Source organism: Acidithrix sp. C25 (genome assembly GCF_904848545.2).
In genome coordinates this window covers 159,887-181,500 of the sequence record NZ_CAJHCI020000003.1, presented here as the reverse complement: position 1 = coordinate 181,500, position 21,614 = coordinate 159,887, and the positions used below count along the sequence as shown (strand labels likewise).

At 47.5% G+C, this 21,614-nt stretch carries 17 protein-coding genes; 5 read left to right on the top strand and 12 right to left on the bottom strand.

Translation table 11 applies throughout. The annotated features are described in order from the left end of the window. Window positions 1-64: 64 nt before the first annotated feature. The gene (gene cobT / locus ACIDITHRIX25_RS99960; protein WP_052604878.1) at window positions 65-1,123 is read right to left on the bottom strand and encodes a nicotinate-nucleotide--dimethylbenzimidazole phosphoribosyltransferase; all 1,059 of its coding nucleotides are present in this window, start codon (window positions 1,121-1,123) and stop codon (window positions 65-67) included. A 44-nt stretch (window positions 1,124-1,167) separates the two neighbouring features. Then, window positions 1,168-1,677, bottom strand: a complete 510-nt coding sequence (locus ACIDITHRIX25_RS99955) for a GtrA family protein (protein ID WP_052604877.1) — start codon at window positions 1,675-1,677, stop codon at window positions 1,168-1,170. A 1,556-nt stretch (window positions 1,678-3,233) separates the two neighbouring features. Between ACIDITHRIX25_RS99955 and ACIDITHRIX25_RS99950 the strand changes: the two genes are divergently transcribed. The 4 genes from ACIDITHRIX25_RS99950 (at window position 3,234) to tesB (ending at window position 8,443) form a co-directional block, all read left to right on the top strand. Continuing rightward, window positions 3,234-5,114: an NHL repeat-containing protein gene (locus ACIDITHRIX25_RS99950; protein WP_201731879.1), complete on the top strand. Its 1,881-nt coding sequence runs from the start codon at window positions 3,234-3,236 to the stop codon at window positions 5,112-5,114. 117 nt (window positions 5,115-5,231) lie between these two features. Next, complete coding sequence (locus ACIDITHRIX25_RS99945) at window positions 5,232-5,765, top strand: sigma-70 family RNA polymerase sigma factor (protein ID WP_052604873.1); 534 nt, start codon at window positions 5,232-5,234, stop codon at window positions 5,763-5,765. Further along, window positions 5,766-6,458, top strand: coding sequence for an anti-sigma factor (locus tag ACIDITHRIX25_RS99940; RefSeq protein ID WP_052604872.1), 693 nt, complete (start codon window positions 5,766-5,768; stop codon window positions 6,456-6,458). A 1,118-nt stretch (window positions 6,459-7,576) separates the two neighbouring features. Beyond that, window positions 7,577-8,443: an acyl-CoA thioesterase II gene (tesB, locus tag ACIDITHRIX25_RS99935; RefSeq protein ID WP_052604871.1), complete on the top strand. Its 867-nt coding sequence runs from the start codon at window positions 7,577-7,579 to the stop codon at window positions 8,441-8,443. Window positions 8,444-8,573: 130 nt separating this feature from the next. Here tesB and ACIDITHRIX25_RS99930 read toward each other — a convergent pair whose 3' ends face one another. From ACIDITHRIX25_RS99930 to ACIDITHRIX25_RS99920, 3 genes are all read right to left on the bottom strand, one after another. Then, window positions 8,574-9,842 carry a citrate synthase gene (locus tag ACIDITHRIX25_RS99930; protein ID WP_052604870.1) on the bottom strand — a complete coding sequence of 423 codons (1,269 nt, stop codon included), beginning with the start codon at window positions 9,840-9,842 and terminating at the stop codon, window positions 8,574-8,576. 1,317 nt (window positions 9,843-11,159) lie between these two features. Beyond that, window positions 11,160-11,600: a GNAT family N-acetyltransferase gene (locus tag ACIDITHRIX25_RS99925; RefSeq protein ID WP_249685802.1), complete on the bottom strand. Its 441-nt coding sequence runs from the start codon at window positions 11,598-11,600 to the stop codon at window positions 11,160-11,162. Between the two features lie 83 nt (window positions 11,601-11,683). Next, on the bottom strand, window positions 11,684-11,899 hold the full coding sequence (locus ACIDITHRIX25_RS99920; protein WP_052604869.1) for a hypothetical protein: 216 nt from the start codon (window positions 11,897-11,899) through the stop codon (window positions 11,684-11,686). 497 nt (window positions 11,900-12,396) lie between these two features. Here ACIDITHRIX25_RS99920 and ACIDITHRIX25_RS99915 point away from each other — a divergent pair, with 497 nt between their 5' ends. Then, a complete protein-coding gene (locus ACIDITHRIX25_RS99915; protein WP_052604867.1) occupies window positions 12,397-13,086 on the top strand; it encodes an NUDIX hydrolase N-terminal domain-containing protein in 690 nt (229 codons plus the stop codon). Between the two features lie 203 nt (window positions 13,087-13,289). On the opposite strand, the gene ACIDITHRIX25_RS99910 is transcribed toward ACIDITHRIX25_RS99915, so the two are convergent. The 7 genes from ACIDITHRIX25_RS99910 to groL all read right to left on the bottom strand — a co-directional run bounded on the left by ACIDITHRIX25_RS99910 (window position 13,290) and on the right by groL (window position 21,434). Next, window positions 13,290-14,186 (bottom strand): PAC2 family protein, encoded by an 897-nt coding sequence (locus tag ACIDITHRIX25_RS99910; RefSeq protein WP_160291741.1) that lies wholly within the window; start codon window positions 14,184-14,186, stop codon window positions 13,290-13,292. A 207-nt stretch (window positions 14,187-14,393) separates the two neighbouring features. Further along, on the bottom strand, window positions 14,394-14,633 hold the full coding sequence (locus ACIDITHRIX25_RS99905; RefSeq protein WP_152625882.1) for an NIL domain-containing protein: 240 nt from the start codon (window positions 14,631-14,633) through the stop codon (window positions 14,394-14,396). A gap of 46 nt (window positions 14,634-14,679) precedes the next feature. Then, window positions 14,680-15,489 (bottom strand): ATP-dependent sacrificial sulfur transferase LarE, encoded by an 810-nt coding sequence (gene larE / locus ACIDITHRIX25_RS99900; protein ID WP_052604864.1) that lies wholly within the window; start codon window positions 15,487-15,489, stop codon window positions 14,680-14,682. Between the two features lie 82 nt (window positions 15,490-15,571). Beyond that, entirely contained in the window at window positions 15,572-16,282 is a 711-nt protein-coding gene (locus ACIDITHRIX25_RS99895; protein ID WP_052604863.1) for a chlorite dismutase family protein, read from the bottom strand. Between the two features lie 156 nt (window positions 16,283-16,438). After that, the gene (locus ACIDITHRIX25_RS99890; protein WP_200891194.1) at window positions 16,439-18,892 is read right to left on the bottom strand and encodes an AAA family ATPase; all 2,454 of its coding nucleotides are present in this window, start codon (window positions 18,890-18,892) and stop codon (window positions 16,439-16,441) included. A gap of 5 nt (window positions 18,893-18,897) precedes the next feature. Continuing rightward, on the bottom strand, window positions 18,898-19,581 hold the full coding sequence (locus tag ACIDITHRIX25_RS99885) for a hypothetical protein (RefSeq protein ID WP_052604862.1): 684 nt from the start codon (window positions 19,579-19,581) through the stop codon (window positions 18,898-18,900). Window positions 19,582-19,814: 233 nt separating this feature from the next. Next, window positions 19,815-21,434, bottom strand: coding sequence for a chaperonin GroEL (gene groL, locus ACIDITHRIX25_RS99880; RefSeq protein WP_052604861.1), 1,620 nt, complete (start codon window positions 21,432-21,434; stop codon window positions 19,815-19,817). Window positions 21,435-21,614 lie beyond the last annotated feature (180 nt).

The following is a 21,614-nucleotide window of genomic DNA, read 5'->3' as shown; positions in this document are numbered from 1 at the left end:
CACCTATCCTAAAGATCTGCCAAGAAATAGCTTCGCTCCAAGCTCAAAGATTACTTTTCAAAGATTACTTTTCGGTAACTCCGGCTTGATCAAAGGTCGCCATATCCGCCAAGAGGTCTGTGGCACCTTGAATCAGTCCTAGCGCAAGGAGTGCGCCTGAACCTTCGCCCAAAGCAAGATCCAAATTCAAAAGAGGCTCCATGCCAAGCGCGGAATTAGCCACCTTGGCTCCAACTTCTCGTGATGCATGACCGGCAAAACAATATTGGAGAGATAAAGGAGACAACTCACGAGCAAGAAGTGCAGAGGAATTTGATATCACACCATCTAATACAAGTGGAACCTTTGAAAATGCAGCCCCGATTATAAAGCCAACGGTTGCGCCATGTTCAAAGCCTCCGATCGAACTTAGAACTCCCAATACGTCACTTCTATCTATCGAACTAGCAGTCCTAGAAACTGCGCTCTCAATGATTGCAACCTTCTTCTCAAACAACTCCGAAGAGATACCAGTACCATAGCCCGTCACCGATGCCACGGGGGCACCGACCATAAAGGCTACAATCGCGGCTGAAGGGGTTGTATTCCCAATTCCCATATCGCCCGCGATTAGAATGTCATGGCCATCTAAAACTAAGTCACAGGCGACATCAAAGCCAACTTGAATTGCTTTGGCTGCTTGTTCTCTTGTCATAGCAGCACCTTTAGCTAGGTTGGAGGTACCCTTAGCAACTTTCTGGATAATGAGACCCTCTGTTGGCACAAGGTCTAGAGCCACTCCAACGTCGACAACTAGGACCTTGGTCGATGTTCGCTTAGCCAGAACATTGGCAGCGGCTCCTCCGCTTAGGAAGTTTCCGACCATCTGGGCAGTCACTTCCATTGGCCATGGAGAGATCCCCTCTTCTAGCACACCGTGATCTCCGGCGAATATAGCCAGGGCTCCACGAGAGGGAGTTCTAGCCGGCACCAATGAGGCGATTCCACAAATTTGAGCCGCAACATCTTCTAAGGCTCCAAGCGCATAAGGCGGCTTTGTAAGGGTCAACTGCCTAGCTTTAGCTTCCTCGAAAGACTTGGTATCGATACCAACGACTAGCTTTGCAGCTTCAAAAACATCCATCAACTAACCTTAAAACAAACGCCAAAACTTTCGAATTTACCAGATCAGACCGCTTCAGCTTCAAAGGCACCACTGGCAACTAGGGTCGAGTTGATGTCATCATTGGTAAACATAAACTTATTAAAGATAAAGAACTTGCCAACCCAAAGAATTCCAAAGGCAAATATCGAAGCAAGATTTACCAAAATTGCTGTCTTAAAGTGGGTATAGCCATGAGTGGTAGCAAATCTTGTGGTCAGGGCGATCATACCCATCGATAGACCAAGGCCCAAAAACGCCAAGAACCAAAAAGGGAAGACTTCGCGCCAAAAGTGAGACTTTCCGCTTTTACCCCACGCCCAATTGCGATTCATGTAATAAGCAGGAACTGCCGAAACCCCAGTTGCGATGAAATTTGAGGTGGTGGCGCTAAAACGTCGAGTAAGACCAAAGCAAACAAAGAGAACGACCTGGGCAACTACTACGGAGACGCCAGAGGTCACAACGTATCGAAACGCCTTTACATATTTACCGGATGCTCGAACCTCAAGCAGCAGGGAACTTAACTTTTTCAAATTAAACACTTTCGATAAAACCTCGTCGGGCCCAAGATTCCATTACCACATTTTTGCGCCCACAGATATATGAATAATATCAGTCTAGATCAGAGTCGACAACTTTTGCGATTTTCTATAGCGATAATGTGAAACAATTCACGACAAAATGAACTCTTTATATCCTAAACACGGCGGTAGGAAGGTAACGAGTTGGAGAGTTGGAATTGAAAAACTCCTTATAAAGATTCACAGGTATGAACCATCTTGGAGTTTGGTTCTAGGATTGATGGCTGTAGGACAACAAAGCCACATCTTTTTGCAAGTCGCTCTACCAATGACGTTTCGCTGTCCATCGGTTAGGGCGATATCTAAAATTCCCCAATGGGTAACTTGCATATCTTCTTTTGCGGTCAGTCCGTGACGGTCTGACGATAAATTTTTAGTAATTTCCAATTTGAGGTGCTGCTCCATCTAATTATTGCATGCAACGATTCGTCCTTTGACAAAGTAGCCCATTGTGCAAATCCAAGTTCTTTGAAAACATTAACCACGCCTTAGATCGCATCAGGCTGGTCGGCTTCGTGTAGAAATAGTCTTGAAAATATCGACCCTTGACAAAAACATCTTCAGGTGATTTTGCAGAGGTACCTAGGGTGACCTGAACATAGCAAAGCAACCGCCACCCCAAATGCTAATTCATAGGCCACTGGGGAAATTGGTTTGGGTCGCCACTTTTCTTGCCCTTTTTACCCTGTCTTCACCTACGACTGATCCCTCAAGGCAAGAGCTCATCCACCTAGAAGACAATTGCAAAAGTAGATATTAAACCTTTTTGAATTCTAAGCCCCGCACCCACTGGCACAAAAGGAATAGCAACGGTAACTTGAGCCAAAAACTATTCCGAAATAATTAATCTTGGAATTGTGTACCGGTCCCATATGGGATTTTCTCCAAGTCCCTGTCAATAAATGGTTCTCTGCCACTGCAATATCTAGCTTGCTTAGCGTCAACCAGCCAGTATTGGATAAAGAAAAGTCAGGAAAAGACGCCACTTGGAGGGATTTGGCAGGTCGGGTCGACAACCTACCACGCTTGTTGTTAGATGACAGAAAGATGACAAAGATGTCTATCGGATATTGGGGTATGACTTTCTTGAAAGATAGCCCCGACGTCACACAACACTTGACTTGAGAAACGTTTGAAGTGTGGCGATCGAGGTGTCGCGTTTGTGGTAACGGACTACCTTCAGCTGAGGCAATATGGCCGGAGTCGCACTTTAGGTGACTAACGCCCATTTTTTATCGAAATCGAATCAAAAAATCCTTTGTACTTCTTACAAATCTAAGAGTGCCATAGGACCTCACCTATCCACTTGCCAGCTTCATCGAATATCTGATCAATCACGTCCAGCACCATTTTGGTCTCAGCAGAGGTAAGAGTTAGAAAGGTTGAAATGCATTTTGCAAAATATCCGTAAATTGATTGAACCTTTTGGCCACCTAAGACGTTGTTGGCCTATGAGAATAAAACCACACTCAACAACGCGGGCTAGGTCTGTCTCGAGGTTCGGCTTAATGCCGCCCCTTGCTGCAGCTGGCCTTACATCTATCGCTGGGCTAATTTCAGGCGCAGCTACTTTGGTGGCTGCCCCACAGATAGCATCTGCGACAATGGCTTCACCTAGCTCGATTCTTTCATCACTAGTTGATGTAAATATTGGCTCAACTATTTCGGCAAATGGCGATACAAATCCTTACGGTATCGCTATCGTACCTCAAAACTATGTGCCTACTTCAAATTCGCTTTGGCAACCTGGCGACGTAATCGTAAGCGATTTCAATAACAGCGCCGGTACTAATGGAGCAGGCAGTTCTATTGTCCGGATTAGAAATGGTGTTACGACAACCATTTCACAAGGGCAGCTCTTTGGAACAGCAGGGCTGGCCTTCAACGCTAATGGTGCGGCCCTTTGGACGAGTGATATTGGTCCAACTCCGAGTGGGATGCCAAGCGGCGACGTATCAATCGTTCTAGGCAACAATAACCCAAACGGAGCAGCGTTAGCTTCTACCAATGGTTCTGGAACCATAAATAACAAAACCACTGCATCCAATAAGGTAACCAACTCCTTCAACGGGCCATGGGGTCAGGCATTCAACGGCAACGGGTCATCTCCCGTCTTTTACTGGAGTAATGTCAACGACGGGAAGGTCTACTCTATCTCCAACCTCACCGCGCCAAACTTTGGCGCGGACAGAGTTACTCTTCTCGCCAGCCTTCCATGGGGACCAGCCCCTGGAAGTTCAAGTTCGTCGGCTACAAATTTAGGGCCATCGGCGATCGTCTACTCCAAAGCCAACGACACCCTCTATGCGACTGATGCATATAACAACAGCGTCTATGCAATTTCTGGGGTATCGACGTCGTCACCCACAACAAGCTTGGTTGTTAGCAACGGTGCTTTGAATGTGCCAGTTGGGATTACTATAAACCCCCTCAACGGTGACCTCCTAGTTGCAAATGGTGGAGTCAATACAATCGTTGAGATCAACCCCATGACCAAAATGGTTGACGCCATGAGAAATGTTGCTCCAAACGAACCACCAGGCAGCCTCTTTGGAATCCAAGCTGTCACTTTAAGCGATGGTTCGCTAGCTATCTACTACTTAAATGATACTCAAAACAGTGTCCACGAACTTGTAACTCGCAGTACTCCCGGTGGGTATCGATTTGCAAGTAGCGATGGCGGAGTATTTAACTTTGGAAATAGTCAGTACTATGGCGGGGCCGCCTCAATGAAGCTAAATAAGCCGATAGTTGGCATTGCTTCTACTCCAGATGGCAAAGGCTATTGGTTGGTCGCAGCAGATGGCGGCGTCTTTAGTTACGGAGATGCAAGCTACTATGGCGGGGCCGCCTCAATGAAGCTAAATAAGCCGATAGTTGGCATTGCTTCTACTCCAGATGGCAAAGGCTATTGGTTGGTCGCAGCAGATGGCGGCGTCTTTAGTTACGGAGATGCAAGCTACTATGGCGGGGCCGCCTCAATGAAGCTAAATCAGCCGATAGTTGGCATTGCTTCTACTCCAGATGGCAAAGGCTATTGGTTGGTCGCAGCAGATGGCGGCGTCTTTAGTTACGGAGATGCAAGCTACTATGGCGGGGCCGCCTCAATGAAGCTAAATCAGCCGATAGTTGGCATTGCTTCTACTCCAGATGGCAAAGGCTATTGGTTGGTCGCAGCAGATGGCGGCGTCTTTAGTTACGGAGATGCAAGCTACTATGGCGGGGCCGCCTCAATGAAGCTAAATCAGCCGATAGTTGGCATACTCGCAACCCCGTATGGTGGCGGATATTGGCTAATTGCCCAAGATGGCGGCGTCTTTAGTTACGGAGATGCAAGCTACATGGGTTCGACTGGTGGAATGGTTCTGGCTGCCCCAGTAGTCGGCTAATCAATTTTACCGTAAATCTTTAGCTAGATTGAAATAGGACACCCGTTTCGAGGTTAATCTCCACAACGGGTGTTCTATTTTCTTATACGGCACTCTGCGAGACGTTTAGGGGAACAATTGCTAGCATCAGAACGGGTGGATGTAGTTTGGAGGTCATGTTCAGATGATCTCGTTGGATATGCATTCTCACTCTGCGGTGATCGCAGTCAAGCTCTCGACGTCGTTCAGGAGAGTTTTGTGAGATTGATCTCACAACTTCAACGTTCGCCAACGCTATTAAATGAAGATAGCGCTCGACCGTGGCTCTTTAAGGTGGTCCGGAATTTAGTGGTGGACAACTTTAGACGTAAAGAAAACGTCTCGACTGCCACGACCGATACTGACCCAAACCATAGTCGTAACGGTGACAATGCTACAGAGTTGGATGGCTTCTACAACCTAGATACGATGGTTGTTGACCGTATCGTGATCAATAACGCACTAGATGCTCTATCGAGCGACCATCGCATAGTTATTGATTTAGTCGTAGTTGAGGGCCTATCGTTGTTCGACGCAAGTGAGATCTTGAAAGTTCCAATTGGGACAGTCAAGTCGCGCATTTATTATGGCTTGAAGAAGGCTCGAGAAAATATGGGCGAGGAGGTGAGGTAGGTGCAGATGGACGAACACCTCAAGTTCAAAGAGTCTCTTGGCGGCTATGTGATAGAAGGGCCGGGAAGCAATCCTGAACTCGAAGATCACTTAATGAGTTGTACTGAGTGCCAGAGCGAGATAGGTGAAATACGCTCCACAATCGCTATCATTCGAAGGTCGCATTCAGCGACACCTGCTTCTGTAGCACTCATAGTGCCACCTAGGGCTATTGAAGAACGATCATCTAAGGTCGACCGTGATCTGGCTCTCGTCGAGATTTCGAAGTTGCGAAGGTCAAATAGAAATATGAGATATGGAGCAATAGCAGCTTCGATAGTTGCAGTAGTCTCGCTGTCAACGCTTGCCCTGAGACCAAAGGCACCGTCTTACCTTGCAACAGTAACGTCCTCTCCATCATCGATGGTAGTAAATCTCGTCTCTAACAATAAGGCGGCTTCACCCGTGGGAACAATTGTGGCTGAACCGCGAGGATGGGGGTCGCAGTTGGTCTTGACAGTGGATGGGCTAAAGGCTGGCAAGACCTATCAGATTGTCGTTGAAAGCGGTAAAGTACAAGATGGGGCAGGTAGCTACATGGTTCCAAAAGCCGGAACTCTTCACGTTATCACGGCTTCATCCATACGCACTCCGATGATCACGGCCATAAAGATAATCGCTAACAATGGCTCAACTTACGCCAAGAGTCTTTGACTCCTAAAATTAGGTTGCCCAAAGCCTCTCTTTCCTACTCTCATAAGCAAGTGCTGCTATCTTTACTAGATAATTTCTCTTAGAAAAAGTTAGACAAGTTCCTTCGGACGCTCAGTTAGGAGGGTAGGCCATCTGTCTTCCTAATGACCAAAGAGATACCTATCAAAAGACTGAGCACCTCGCATGAATCATCTCTTGGCGCAGTTATGAAGCTTGAGAGTAGGCGACCTGTGGTCTCCTCAATTTTTTCTTTGGTAATTGCTCCCACTTTACCGATGAGGCTCTCCTTCGTAATTAGTCCCTTTTCTTTGATGTTGACTAGAGCTTCGTCTCCCTCTTGTTAGCTAAAGCCTCAAGTGACGGCGACGAAATCCTTTGGAATTCATCGATCAGTAATTATTGATGTGGATAGGCTTTGTCCAATGCCGGAAATTTCCTCGGTGGTTAGCGCACTGAACTGGCCAACATCCCAGTGTTTAAACAAAAGGCTGACCAGATGCCAGAGTAAGGCAATGCGCCATCCTCAACTCGCATTTGAAGAACTCTTTGGCCCGCCTGCCAACTTCGTAGCCGATCCGCTTGCGATGAAACGGAGTACAAAAAAGAACATTTCACCCGCTGCGTACACGCCAGCTTAAAAGATTCCAAAAGGATCTCTATCTACTCATCCCAAGGGAGGTGGATCGCTCAATATTCTAAATTGAAAGTGAATAAAAGATAGAAAGTGTCAATTTAATAGACGCCCTGTCAAGTGATGAAATTCGAAATACCGCACGCGTGGTACAAGTTTGGGTTAAATAAGGCGAATGGATGAAAGTCATATCGGTGGATGCAAATATGGTAGGCGGCAAAAGCTCCCTTACCACTGCAATTTGATCTCATGAACTTTTATCGGCTTCTTGCTAAGCGAAGTGCTCCATAGGTGCCAGAAATATCTACCTTGCCGCCTTCTTCAATCATATCCTCCAGTAAAGATAGGCTCCATTTTGCTTTCAGTACAGATAAAACTTACGAAACTTAGTAGTCATTTTGTAAAATATTAATTATTGAAGCGCAAAATCTCACCATGTTCTGAGTATTCCGACCGATGCTGCAGATTTTTAGGCAAAGATGTAGGTGTGACAGATTCTCTCGATGCGCTAATTACGCTACTTGATTTAGACCAAATAGAAGAAAATATCTTTCGGGGCTATTCGCCCGAAGAGCACAGAATGAGGGTCTTTGGCGGACAGGTGGCTGGACAAGCTCTTGTGGCCGCAGGACGAACCGTTTCTAAGGGAAACGTACACTCCTTACATGCCTATTTTCTAAGGCCCGGCGATCCCAGAATCCCTATCGTCTACCTAGTCGATAGAATTCGTGATGGCAAGTCCTTTACGACCCGAAGAGTCATCGCTCTCCAAAGAGGGGAAGCGATCTTTAACCTCTCTGCATCCTTTCATATTCAAGAGCCAGGAATCGATCATCAAAGCGAGATGCCCGACGTGCCAGATCCACTTTCGCTGCCTACCTTTAAAGAAAAGATGGCGCCATATGCCAAGAGGATGGGCGAGTGGTACTCTAGGCCACGGCCATTGGACCAGCGCTACATCACCGAACCAAACATGTTCAAGACCCAAGAAAAGCGCGAACCCTATCAAAGGGTATGGGTACGTGCAGATGGAACTCTTCCAGATGACCCACTTTTACATGCATGCGTGATAGCCTACGCCTCAGATATGACCCTTTTGGATTCAGTGATGCTTCCACATAAAGTATCTTGGGATCAACCTGGCGTAATGGTAGCGAGCCTCGATCATGCTATGTGGTTTCACCGCCAATTTAGGGCCGATGAATGGTTCTTGTACGACCAGGAGAGCCCAACCGCCTCTGGATCACGAGGACTCGCTCGCGGTCAGATCTTCTCGAGCGATGGTCGATTGGTCGTCTCTGTGGTTCAGGAAGGGTTAGTGCGAATCATAAATCAAGAGATTCAGGACTTCTAAATCACGATCCACCTAAAAACGCCAAAAGACCAGCGATAGTTGCAATTAAAACTATAGGGCTCCTTCAAAGACAAGGAGCCCTATAGCATTTAACTCACAAATAGGGCTACATCAACAAGTTGGCTCGAGGCTACCTCTGCTCAATAGTTACATAATTTCGCTCAGGAGCACCCGTATAGAGCTGGCGTGGCCTAACGATTTTAGCGTCTTGGTCCAAGAGCTCAGACCAGTGAGAAAGCCACCCAGAAATTCGCGGAATAGCAAAAAGGACTGGGAACATGTCAATTGGAAAGCCCATCGCCTGATAGATCAAACCAGAATAAAAGTCAACATTTGGATAGAGCTTTCGCGAGATAAAATAATCATCGCTCAATGCAGTCTCTTCCAACTTCAATGCGATATCTAGAAGCGGGTTCTTTCCCGTTACCTCAAAGACGTCATAGGCGACCTTCTTGATAATCCTCGCACGAGGATCATAGTTCTTATAGACACGATGGCCAAAGCCTTGAAGACGGGTCTTACCGGCTTTCACGGATTCAACAAAGGCGTCGACATTATCGATCGAGCCAATCTCGGTAAGCATCCTCACGACCGCCTCGTTGGCTCCGCCGTGGCGTGGGCCATAGAGAGCCGCACAAGCTGCGGCAGCTGAGGAGTATGGATCGGCATGGGCAGATCCTGCTGTACGCATCGCTGTCGTAGAACAATTCTGCTCGTGGTCGGCGTGAAGGATAAACAAGACGTCAATCGCTCTTACCAAAACCGGGTTCGCCTTGTAATGCGGCTCCGCAACCTTCCACATCATGGACAAGAAGTTAGCTGGGAATGGAAGCTCGTTATCTGGATAGACGAAGGGCATTCCAACGCTAAAACGGTGCGCTGCAGCCGCCAAAGTTGGCATCTTTGCTATCAAGCGCACGATCTGCTTCTCACGCACCTCAGGATTGTGAATATCCTTGGCATCAGAGTAGAAGGTAGACAGGGCGGCTACCGCAGAGACAAGCATACCCATCGGGTGTGCATCGTAATGGAACCCTTCCAGAAAGCGCTTTCTAACGTTTTCATGAATAAATGTGTGATGGGTAATATCATTCACCCAGGCGTCGTATTGAACTTTATTGGGGAGTTCTCCCTTCAGCAACAGATACGCTACCTCGAGATAAGTTGACTCTTCGGCTAATTGCTCAATTGGATAGCCGCGATAACGCAACACTCCCCCGTCGCCATCTAAGTAGGTTATCGCGCTCTCGGTCATGGCCGTAGTGGTCAAACCAGCGTCGAAAAACCAAGTACCGGGAAGAATACTTCGCCAAGCATCTGAAGATATTCCACCGTTTTCAATAGGGATCTCAACCGACTTACCGCTGCGGTTATCGGTGATCGTGATCGATTCTGGCACGACTAATGGCCTCCGTTTACTCTTTACGTGGAAATGCTCAAAACTTTTTTGAGTATAAACAAGTTTGGAATCACTCTGCAAATTACCGTATGATGTCCACCCCTAAGACTAAACACATTTGACGCATTTGACCAATTTGTCACAAAACATTTAAAAAAAAGGAGTCGGCATCAGGTGAAAACGCCCAGTCATCCACTTTGAACAAGGATGCCAAGATCTTGGTTCAATGCGTCTTACCACGCGCTTGCTCTTGGATCTATCGACCATAACTTTCCTGAGAGTAATATATTATTTGCCAAAATGGCGACCCGTTAAATCAAGTTAAGCTTCTTTCCTCAAAAATCCTCATGACCAAGCCACCGGCTGATTAAGCATCGTCGTACCTTTACCTGTAACCATGAGATCCAATGGCCTGCAGCAAAAAAGCGCTGGGTGGCGAAAGATGCGAGAAAGAACATTCCAATCAGAATAACTCTACGGCAAATACCATTCCGACTCCCCTAGAGTCAGGATTCACCAAAAAGTCAAAGTTCGCTTTGGCAAAGCCGCCCGACCATCAAAAAGGGATCTAAAGCACTAAAAGCCATCGCCGATGACCCAAGGCTCATCCAAGGGAAGTCCTAGGCTCAAAATCGAGATAACTTTCATTCTTTGAGAAAAAATCAATAGCGCAAATTGTTGCAGAAGGCCCGATCAGAAAATCGCCCAAACAGCATTCGATCTTTACTGCAAGTTGACGAATTAAAAACAGTTAATACAATCTTGCATTAACCCATCTACAGCAGACGCGGTCCCACTCTTTTTCAACCTAGCCCATTAAGTAAAGATATAGTTGATTCGAGCCGCACCTTCTTGGCGCCCAAGAATTTGGTCATTTGCGACAAAATCCACCACCTAAAAGTTACTTTATCGAATCAAATAGACAAATAGGTCAATAATATTGACACACATCTAGTCTCATCTATCAAAGTATTCGACACTAAATTACGCGAATTATTTATCCCTTATCTTATCCTAGGCACTTTATCATTGGCCCTACTCCGACTGAAGCCTATGGACATAATGCGCCAAAGAAACCCCTGGCCATCAACGTAGTTAATCCTTCGCAATGTTAGCCAGGGCACCCTTTATGAGGCAAATAACAGAGATAACAAGTACTGGCCGTAACCTCATCCCGCGGCAAAAGCCCAGCATTTTCCAGTCACAACCGCACTAGACACAACGTCACAAAATTCAACTAAGAGCTCCTAGTCGAATCACACTCTAGGATTCTGCAGGTTTATTCTGAATATAATGCTTGAAATTCAGCCCTTATCATTAAAAAGAAAAACGATAGACATTGGTTTCTCTGATCTGAAATCCCTTTCGGAGATAAAGTCGATTTGCTGACTCTCGATCCGGACGCGAAGTTAGGTCAACTGTCTTTGCACCCAACGAGAGAGCAAGATCAAGTGCAAAATCGACCAACTTGGCACCAATCGACATGCCACGCTTTTGACCATCCACAACCACATCTTCAATGATGGCCCGAATACCCGTAGGGATCGAGAAGGTTACCAACGTCAACGTCCCGGATATTTCACCGTTGCGATCGCGGGCCAAAAGGAGCGAGATATTATCATCATCGATCAACTTTTTTAGGTCTCCAACTTCGAGCGGCCTCGCCGAAGAAGAAAGTTGAGGAATCAAAGCGTTAAGCGACGCTAGAGTCTCACCATCAGCTGACCTCGCCAACTCAATCATCACATCTTCGGCCACCACTACCACCTTGGTAAATCACTTACTATCTCTAGATTCTCTCGGAGCGATTCGCTCTCGCATTGAATCAAACTTAGCGCCTCTTACTCATCTATAAGACTCTCTAGCGCCAGAGACTGACACTCTAGAGATCCAATAGATTGATGCCATTTAAAGTAGCCAGACCAAGAGATGTCCAACACTTCAAATACCACTCCAGATCCAAAGGCCGCAATATGGCCGATCTGGTTTACAAAATCTAACCGACCACCTGTGCAATCGGTCCCAATGGCGGTCATAGCACCTCGGGAATATCTCAAATTGAAAACTACCTCGGTGCAAATTTCTCCTTGTCTATGAGGATCCACACTTTTCATTCAGATCCCACAGGGGCCCAAACCATATTTCAGATGAAAACCATCCATTCATTGAGAACACCTAGCCATGGCTGAGCAAAGCTCCAAGAATCAGTGCCACTGCCACAAAAGAATGAACCATCTCTGCCACGATTAGAACCAAAAGAGGTAGTTTTCAATTCAGCGGGCAAGGATAAATGGCCTTTGGGTCCTGGCCGACAGCATTTGCATAGAGACTGGTTGATCAAACTGGAGGTTATTGCTTTATCTTATAAGTCGTCTGGGTGGCTTTATCCAAAGATGGCTTTTGAGCGATCCAGCCTAAATCGTTTGAGCCCCAAGATCGAATGGTAAAAAGTCGTCAATGACAGTATCGATTCAAAAATCCTAGTTGGGACGCTATCTGGAGATCTCTGGAATTATTGGACCGCAATTATAAAATCGTTGGTAGTTTTTGAGTTGTGGATATTTCTAGAACTACATTGCTACGATGGGCCGAAGCCCTCGGAGGATCAGCTCGGACTGGTCTCGGCTTTACAAAAAGCCTTTATGAGATCGAGAGGTTCGAAGAGATATTAAAGATTGCATCAGAGATACGAAGTTGCGCCCAAATCAGTGGCCTTGGTATAGACCCCGAGTCGAGCGGTGATGAGATTTTTGACCATTGGCTCCAATCCGTAGGGGATGGAATTCCAGGTTACGTAACTCCCAAAAGTGCAATCGCCACGATCGTCGGCAACGAAAAGGGCGAGATCCTCCTTATCCAAAGGTCAGATTCTGGAATTTGGCTATACCCTACTGGATGGGCTGACGTTGGATATTCGCCATCCGAAGTAGCCACAAAAGAAGTCAAAGAGGAGACTGGAATCGATATCGAGGTAGTTCGGGTCTTAGCCATTATCGATGGTATGCGAAGGGGATATACCGCGGTTCCCTTGTATTCAACTATGTTCTACTGTCGAAGCATAGGAGGAGAGCTCAAGGCGCATCCTCTTGAATGCCGGGACGTTGGTTGGTTTTCTCGTAACAACCTCCCTTCTCCAATGGTTCGCCCTGAATCGTGGATCCCTATGGCCTTTCGCGCAATAGACGGAATTATAGATGAGACCCATTTTGACACGGTGAGAACCCCCTTCTGGCGCGAAGAGTAAAGTAATAGAGCCAATACGAAGTTCATAATCAACCATGGCTACATGGCTATCTATGAACCATTGCTAATCATGAACAAAGAGTCACATCTCCCAAAGATAGATAGCTCCAGCAACAAGCCATCTTCCAAAAGGTCGCTTCGACCATCTAGCACCCGAGCTGCATCACCCGAATTGCATCACCAGATGAATCGAACTATCACCTATCACCTATCCGTATCACGCAGGATATAACGCAAATAGCTCTCGGCCTCATCAATCATTTCAGAGGCGTATGCAGTCGGATCCATGGCTGCAAATTCATCTTCGTCAGCCTCGTCATCATCGGTCTCAGAAATTCCGAGTCGGGCTAGATAATTAAATACTTCATCGTCGGATTCCACCAATTTGGTAATGGAATCTTCGTAATCGCTAACCGCCCCATCTAGCTCCGATGCATCAAGGGCGAGATGGAAAAGCTCGCCGATCTTTGCCACCAAAGCCTGAGCGGCCTTGGGTGAAGGCGTCTGTACTAAATAATGAGGAACAGATGACCACATGGTAGCGACAGAGGCACCTTTGCCATCCAATATTATCTGGGCGGCGCCCATCATAGTTGTAGGACCTACGAAGTTATCTGACATCAACCCCAAGGATCTCATCAGCCGAGGGCTATTTGATCGAACCGAAACTTCAGATGGCGAGGTATGTGGCGCATTCACAATTTGGCCACCCAAAAATATCGTGTCATTTGGATTAAAGGTATTGATGACATCCACGACCAACGCACAGTAGCTACGCCATTCAACGCGAGGCTCCAAAAAATGAACCAAGATAATATCGCGATTGCTCGAGACATCCTTGCCTTGGTAGATCTCAATCTTGGGCCATTCTATATGACGGTCGATCCCATCGGTAGTTGATATAAATGGGCGTGTTGAATCATAGTCCACGAAACGATCGACGTCGACTTCTGCAATTCTCACAGCATCAAATGCATCTCTCATGTACGCCAGCGCCATGAAACCACCGCGTGCCGGATCATCCTCCCCTTCAAAGGCCGCGATAAGCAAAGGATTCACCAATGCTGTCGGGTTCTGCCTAATCCACGAGACTTCAGTCATAACTACACGATAGCAAGAAGTTGGGAATTGAACTTGGAGTTGTGGGTGCAAAATAAGATATCCACCGACCCAGCCAATTAGACCAGCACCATGCATGCCATAAAAACCACTCTAAAGCGATCTAAAGCGATCTAAAGCGACCATTGGCTATGCCAAGAAACGACGGCTACGTCTGTGAAACCCATCTAGGTAAAAGCCGACCACGAATCAGGATTCGACTACGTCACCCAAGGATTCCACCTCAACGCCAATCTCAACCAGCCATGCCAATCCAGAGGTAAGGTCGATAGCATCGCCTTCTAGCTCGCATACCAACCAACCGGTGCCGTCTTCAACGTTGGCCCTTCTAATGTCGGCCATGACCCTGTGATCCAAAGCCAAGTGAGCCAATACGGGCTGAGTAACCAGACCAGGGGGGTAGATCAATTTAACGCGCTGATGTGCCATATTCAAGAGCTTAAACGGTCACGAGTCGCTTCTCTCACCTTATTTGTTATCGACCGATAGCTCGGTTAAGATTTCCCGAAACAAACCCCTCTAAGCTCAAGGTAACGTAGAGATAACCCAGCTTCTTTAGGGCCCGAACGACTTCATCTGCCTCCTGTATCAGCTGTGGCATCATCTCTATTTCAACCTCAATCCTCGCAGTCTCGTCAAAGTCCCTGACCCTTACTTGACGATAGCCCCGCAATCGAAGCTCCCGCTCAGCACGCTCAACCCGGCTAAGAACTGCGATTGTTATAGCAGTACCATATGGTACACGAGAGGATAGACAGGCAGAGGCTGGCTTATCATGAATAGGAATTCCCAGGGCAAGAGCGTGCTGACGAATCATCTCTTTAGACATCCGTGCCTCCAGTAGTGGAAACCTGGCTCCGGCCTCTCTTGCTCCAATTTGGCCCGGCCGATAATCACCCTCGTCGCTAGCGTTTACGCCCAGAATAACGACTGCGTCACGACTTTTAGCTATCGGACCCAGTCGATCCATTAGCGCTGACTTGCAGTAATAACATCGCAATTCATCATTGACTAGGTATTCCGCCATCTCAAATTCCCTCGTCAAGACTGCCTCGAAAGATAGACCTAGCTCCAGAGCTAGTGACTTAGCCTCTTCAAACTCACTTCTTGCCAAAGAGGGTGAATCCGCAGTTACAACGAGAACGTTCTCCGGGCCGAGCACCTTATTCGCAAAGACACCAAGATACGTGGAATCAATTCCTCCCGAAAATCCGACCACAACCGACCCCATGGCTAGAAGAATCTCCTCTAGCACATCAAGGGCACTATCTAGTTCATCAACCACGCCCCAAAACCCACTTTCTAAATAAATTTGCCCCTAGGGTGCTAATCCAGGGGCAAAAGGAAAAATCAACCACTATCTAGGGCTAGAAAGAGGCGGCTAAGACACTCTCGATGTCCCCGATCACTCCGGTGTAAAATGGGCCAAACTCGCCATAGAGTGCAGACGCTTCGTCGAAGCGCATCGTGTAGACAACTTCCTTTAGATCGTCGGGGCGAGCTCCAAAAAGGGTCACTCCCCACTCATAGTCATCCACTCCCGTGGAGCCAGTAACCAACTGGACGACTCTACCGGCAAAAGCTCTGCCAGATGCACCATGACCAAACATCATTCGCTCGCGCTCCTCGTATGACAAGGAGTACCAGTTATCCTTCTCGCCTCTCTTTTTCGACATACCATAAAAGCAAATATTGTACATCCCACTCGGAGGTAGGAGTGGATGAAGTCTGGGCTCCTTGCGATCCTTTGGCATGCCGCTCGCATACTCAGAGACCTCGGTCATAGAGACATAGGAGTCCACCACAGACAATCCAGAGCGCTCTAAATCACGTTGAAACTCCTTTAGTCGAACAAAACTAGGCCCTAGTGCTAGAAAACCAATCTGCGCCTTATGCCCCAAAAGGCCAAAGGGGATAATCTGATATCCATCGGCAACAGCCGACTTATGAGCTACCATGACGCTCGCGAAATCCAAGTTTGCAGTGCCTTTACAAAAAAGATGCAAAACAGACCAGCCCTCCTTGGGGCTAAACGATTCATCTTGGGAACTTAGGGGCGGAAAGACCACTTCAGACATAACTGTCTCCTTATAATATTGCGATCGATAAAATAACCTTGGTCACCCGCAATAACAGGGCGACCAAGTGCCTTGTAACTCGAAAACCTAGCTCGAAACCGTCTGTCCGCACCATGTAAATACTGTAGCTTCGTCTAAATGACACTGACTTACCGTCTAAGCCTCTTCAGGCTTAGTCATTGGAGCAACAACATCAAGAGCAAAGTCTTGAACAAGAAGGGTCGAATCGCCAGATATCAATGCCGCAGTATTAGGCGGCATAGGAAGGCTTACATCAGGAGTCCTATGGTCGCGATGAGCTGCTAACACAGCATTGTGATAGTGCTCCAACTTGGCTATAAAGGCTGAGTCACCATAGACCGATCCGTCAAGCAAAGGACCGCGTCGTCCTTCGATTATCGCGGTGATGTCCTCTCCTGTAACGGTCTTGTATGCCTCGAGTGCATGGGCTACAGAAAAAACTTTATCCCTATTGTCCTCGAGCAAAATCCGAACCCGACGGTAGAGTTCGTCCAATTTAGCCTCTATACGATCGCCAAGCATTACTGGAAGATCCTTGCCTTCGCGCCTACCGGAACCCTTGCCCCCTGGCCGTGCCGATCCGGTCCCTGATTTTTGAGATATAGCGTGAGAGGAGATCGTCGACCCCATTCCCCAATAGCCCTCCATGAGTGTCGCCACGGTTGTAGCCGACTCAAGGTCTCCAGAGACGCCCGAAGAGTTATCGCCATCAAAGAACATTCTCTCCCCGACCAACGAAGCTAGCGAGACCATAATGTCGGCTTCGTATTCGCTTCTCCAACGAGTGAACTGATCCTCTGGTGGAATCGATGCGACCAGACCAAGGAAATTACTTCCTTTTTCAATGGTTGCAATATCAATAGTTAGGTGCTGTCGAATCTTGACGGCAGCTACAGCGTGACACGCCTCATGGATGGCCACAGCATGGCGATCACGTTCGATATACTCGACATCGTCAGGCGGTCCGAACTCCTTGAGTTGCTTAGCTCGAACGACATCCCTCCAAGTTATCGAATCCCTGCCATCGCGAATCGAAATAATCAAAGACTCATTTACCAAATCCTTGATCGTAGCTCCGGTGGCATATGGAGTAATGGTTGCCAAGCGATCGATCTCGTCCTCAGTAAGTTCATGATTGACCTTTTCAAGATAACCTTTGTATGTTCTAATACGTCCGACCTTAGACGGATAACCCACTCGATATATTCGATCAATACGCCCAGGTCTAAGCAATGCCTCATCAAGAGACTCAGGCATGTTGGTGGCCATCATAATCAACATACGATACTTGGGCGGATCCTTGGGCTTTAGGCCAAAGGCCCGTCGTACTGTACGATTAAAAAATCCACGAGGCTTCTTGAGGCCTGAAATCTCAGTCAGAAGGGCCTGAAGGGTCCCGGAACCACCCATGCCACCCCCACCCATGCCACCTGCGCCAGCAATAAATCTGGATAACCGACCCCTAGAATCTGGCTGGTCTGCTATGGAATCGCCTTGATAAGAACGCAAAACTTCTGCTAGAGAGGCTGGACTTAAGTATGAGCTGCCATTACAGGCCGTTACATGGGACGAAAAAGAGTGTCTGTTGCTTGCATTTCCCTGCACACCAGATAGCGACCCTCTAGAACCAAGGGAATCCGCTTCATCGAAGAAGACAACGACCCCGCCGTAACGTACCGCCAATCGGCGCAGTTTGCGAAAAAGGCCTTTGACCTTCATCACGCCTACGCCCATAAACATGTTGATGAATGCTCCTGGGTCTACAAAGACAAAGGGATTCTCGGTCTCACCGGCCACCGCTTCAGCCATGAGGGTCTTACCGGTTCCAGGCGGACCCCATAAAAGGATACCTCCTGGGACGTATCCACCCTTTTCTTCTATAGCATCAGGATCTTTTAGAAAGATGATGTTCTCTTTGATGCGCTCCAAAACAGCATCTTGGCCCCAGACGTCAGAAAAACGAGTCTTTACGTCACCCGGAAAATAGACGTCTACTCCACCCTTGGAGAGAAACCAAAAGAGGCCTACAAATTGAAGAATGACAAAGACGAAGCCGAAGGCCAATTGCAATACCAAGGGCATAGAGGAGGCTAGAGCAGCTGGAGCTTGGAACAGAGCAGTAAAGACCGAAAGGTGGTAATGAGCTGCTAGAAAGATATCGAGAATCGCTAGAACCCCAATGTATTTTAGGGCTCTGCTCATCCTATATTTAGTCCAATCGTTCATATTCGCGCTGCGTCGCTGAACTCCTGAAGAAAGTACTTGGCTAAAAAAGGTGTTCCATTCTGGGGACTGCTCGGCCACGAGGTAGTGAAGTTGTCGAATCCCTTCGATGGCAAATAAAAGAACCAACCACCAAGCGGCGTTAGCCTCATGGATTATCGACTGCCACGTTGACATTAGCGGATTCGCCGAAGAAGCCCCAACAGTTAGAAACAAAAACAGAATTCCTAAAATCAAAAGAAACTTGATTCGGTCCCAAAGCTCCATCTTGGGGCGTGTCTTCATCTCTACGTACTCTGGCGAGTCGAAATCGTCATCGTCATCGTATGGATTACCCATACCTCGACGACCATTTTTTGGCCTCATCAATTTCAGCTCCTAACATTCCAAGAGTTAACTATTACATTGATCGTTGCCTTATTAGCTTTGTAACACGTCAAATCGCATCCAACGCCAATTAGGTAGACCCAATTTGTTCCGGAATCAACTTCGGCGACCTGATCTAGCACTGCGGTGGGCTTCCCAGCTTGCTTTATGTAAACAAGCATCTTCGACCCCCGCATTCCCGATGGTGTCACAAATTCACTATAACTTTGTGACGAATATGTTGCCCCAGAGTATGTATTACTCGAAGAGAGCGGGTCAACTGGCAACAACAACTTCCTCATACCGGCCAATGAGAAGGTGTCTCGCTGGCTCGCAGAAAGTTTTGTGGCTTGGCTGATTCCAAAAGGCTGATTAGAAAAGACACCGTTCAAATTGGCTATGTTGCTAATTTTCTGCGCCGTGAATACATTCGCCCAGTTACCCGTCTCGATAGCCGACAGTTGACTTTGAGAGATCGTCGTCTGGGTAGTAGAAAAGACTTGCCTTGGTCCAAAGTCGGTCCAATTCGATGGAACCTTAAAGTACATATCGGCGCCAGCCGCGCTTTTGAAGTTATAGAACCCAAAGCTAGAACCACATGCGCTCAATATTACTGGGGCCAGGCCAAATAGACCCACGCCAAACAGTGGGCGCCATAGGGGCCGTAGCGGCAAAAACTTCTTTGTCACCTTGCGGATCCTATAGTCGGACAAATTCAACCTTTTCCGAAACCCTTGTGTCGAATATCATAACTCAACGATACTCAACCCTGCACACTAATAGATAGTGGCATTTACTGTAATTCTGCTGAAAAATCAATCAAAGTTAAAAAGACTTTGTGGGTAGGAACAAACAAGTTCCTACCCACAAAGATCAAGTAATTTCGAATAAAGAAGCGCTCAAAAAAGCACTTGAGCTACTCCTAGTAGTCTTCCATGCCACCTTGAGGCATTGCTGCACCCTTTGGCTCTGGCTTGTCTACAACAACTGCTTCAGTTGTCAAGAACAGTGCGGCGATCGAAGCGGCGTTTTGAAGAGCTGAACGAGTAACCTTGACGGCGTCGATAACACCAGACTCAAAGAGATCCTCGTAAATTCCAGTTGCCGCATTTAGCCCCTCGGCACCCTTGAGGTTCTTAACCTTGTCAACTATTACGCCACCCTCGAGGCCAGCGTTTATAGCGATCTGCTTCAATGGCTCTTCTACAGCCTTTGCTACGATTCGAGCACCAGTAGCTTCATCGCCTTCAAGCTTCTCAGCTCGCTCTAGAATAGCCACTTGCGATCTTAGAAGGGCTACGCCGCCGCCAGGAACAACGCCCTCTTCAATAGCAGCCTTTGTAGTAGAAACCGCATCTTCAATGCGATGCTTCTTCTCTTTGAGCTCTACTTCAGTAGCGGCGCCTACCTTGATGATTGCAACGCCGCCCGAAAGCTTCGCTAAGCGCTCTTGCAGCTTCTCTCTATCGTAGTCAGAATCTGTATTGTCGATCTCTGTCTTGATTTGGCTTACACGACCCTTGATGTCGTCCTCTGAGCCTGAGCCTTCGATTATCGTCGTCTCATCCTTGGAGATTTCAACTCGTCTGGCATGACCAAGAAGATCTAGAGTTGTATTCTCAAGCTTCAATCCAACTTCTTCGGAGATCACTTGACCACCCGTAAGGATTGCTATGTCTTGCAACATAGCCTTACGTCGTTCGCCAAAGCCTGGAGCCTTGACCGCTACTGACTTGAAGGTTCCGCGAATCTTGTTCACTACTAGAGCTGCTAGTGCTTCACCTTCGACATCTTCTGCGATGATGACTAGTGGGCGCGAGGTCTGCATTACCTTCTCAAGCACGGGCAGAAGGTCTCTAACCGAAGAGATCTTCGAAGAAACCAACATGATATAGGGGTTATCCATTGCGACGGTCATCGTCTCTGGATCGGTAACGAAATAGGGCGAAACATAGCCCTTATCAAAACGCATACCCTCTACAAGATCCATCTCCATGCCGAAGGTCTGAGACTCTTCAACCGTGATGACTCCATCTTTTCCAACTCGATCGATCGCCTCAGAGATAAGGCCACCGATTTCATTGTCTGCAGCTGAGATCGATGCGACCTGTGCGATTTGGCTCTTGGACTCGCTTTGGCGAGCAAGCGCCTTGAGAGAGATAACAGCTGCTTCTACAGCTTCCTCAATACCTCGCTTGAGCGACATTGGGTTCGCGCCAGCAGCAACATTTCGCAGACCTTCACGTACCATCGACCATGCAAGCACGGTCGCCGTGGTAGTTCCGTCTCCGGCAACATCGTCGGTCTTCTTGGCGACTTCTTTTACGAGTTCAGCGCCGATTCTCTCATATGGATCCTCAAGCTCTATCTCCTTGGCAATAGAGACGCCGTCATTAGTAATAGTGGGAGCTCCCCACTTCTTTTCGAGAACAACGTTTCGTCCCTTTGGTCCAAGGGTAACACGTACGGCATCAGCTAGCTGATTCATTCCGCTCTCTAGGGCTCTTCGAGCCTCTTCATCAAAAGCAATCAATTTTGGCATTTATTGCTCCCTCCATTGGGTCACCGTTTAGCACTCTCAATACTAGAGTGCTAATTAAAATTTAATGTAGCTTTCTCTAATAAAAGCTCGCCAACGCTACTTCCTCTGAAATCTAGATATGTGCAACCGACACTGCAAAACCGACTAAATCCCAGTGGTGCTTACAACTTCACCCACACC

What these genes read in the sequence shown, in the direction of transcription:
- ACIDITHRIX25_RS99895 (WP_052604863.1), bottom strand. Translation starts at nt 16,282, where the DNA reads ATGTCTGAAGTGGTCTTTCCGCCCCTAAGTTCCCAAGATGAATCGTTT.
- cobT (WP_052604878.1), bottom strand. Translation starts at nt 1,123, where the DNA reads ATGGATGTTTTTGAAGCTGCAAAGCTAGTCGTTGGTATCGATACCAAG.
- ACIDITHRIX25_RS99910 (WP_160291741.1), bottom strand. Translation starts at nt 14,186, where the DNA reads ATGACTGAAGTCTCGTGGATTAGGCAGAACCCGACAGCATTGGTGAAT.
- groL (WP_052604861.1), bottom strand. Translation starts at nt 21,434, where the DNA reads ATGCCAAAATTGATTGCTTTTGATGAAGAGGCTCGAAGAGCCCTAGAG.
- ACIDITHRIX25_RS99890 (WP_200891194.1), bottom strand. Translation starts at nt 18,892, where the DNA reads ATGAGGCCAAAAAATGGTCGTCGAGGTATGGGTAATCCATACGATGAC.
- ACIDITHRIX25_RS99905 (WP_152625882.1), bottom strand. Translation starts at nt 14,633, where the DNA reads ATGGCACATCAGCGCGTTAAATTGATCTACCCCCCTGGTCTGGTTACT.
- ACIDITHRIX25_RS99950 (WP_201731879.1), top strand. Translation starts at nt 3,234, where the DNA reads ATGCCGCCCCTTGCTGCAGCTGGCCTTACATCTATCGCTGGGCTAATT.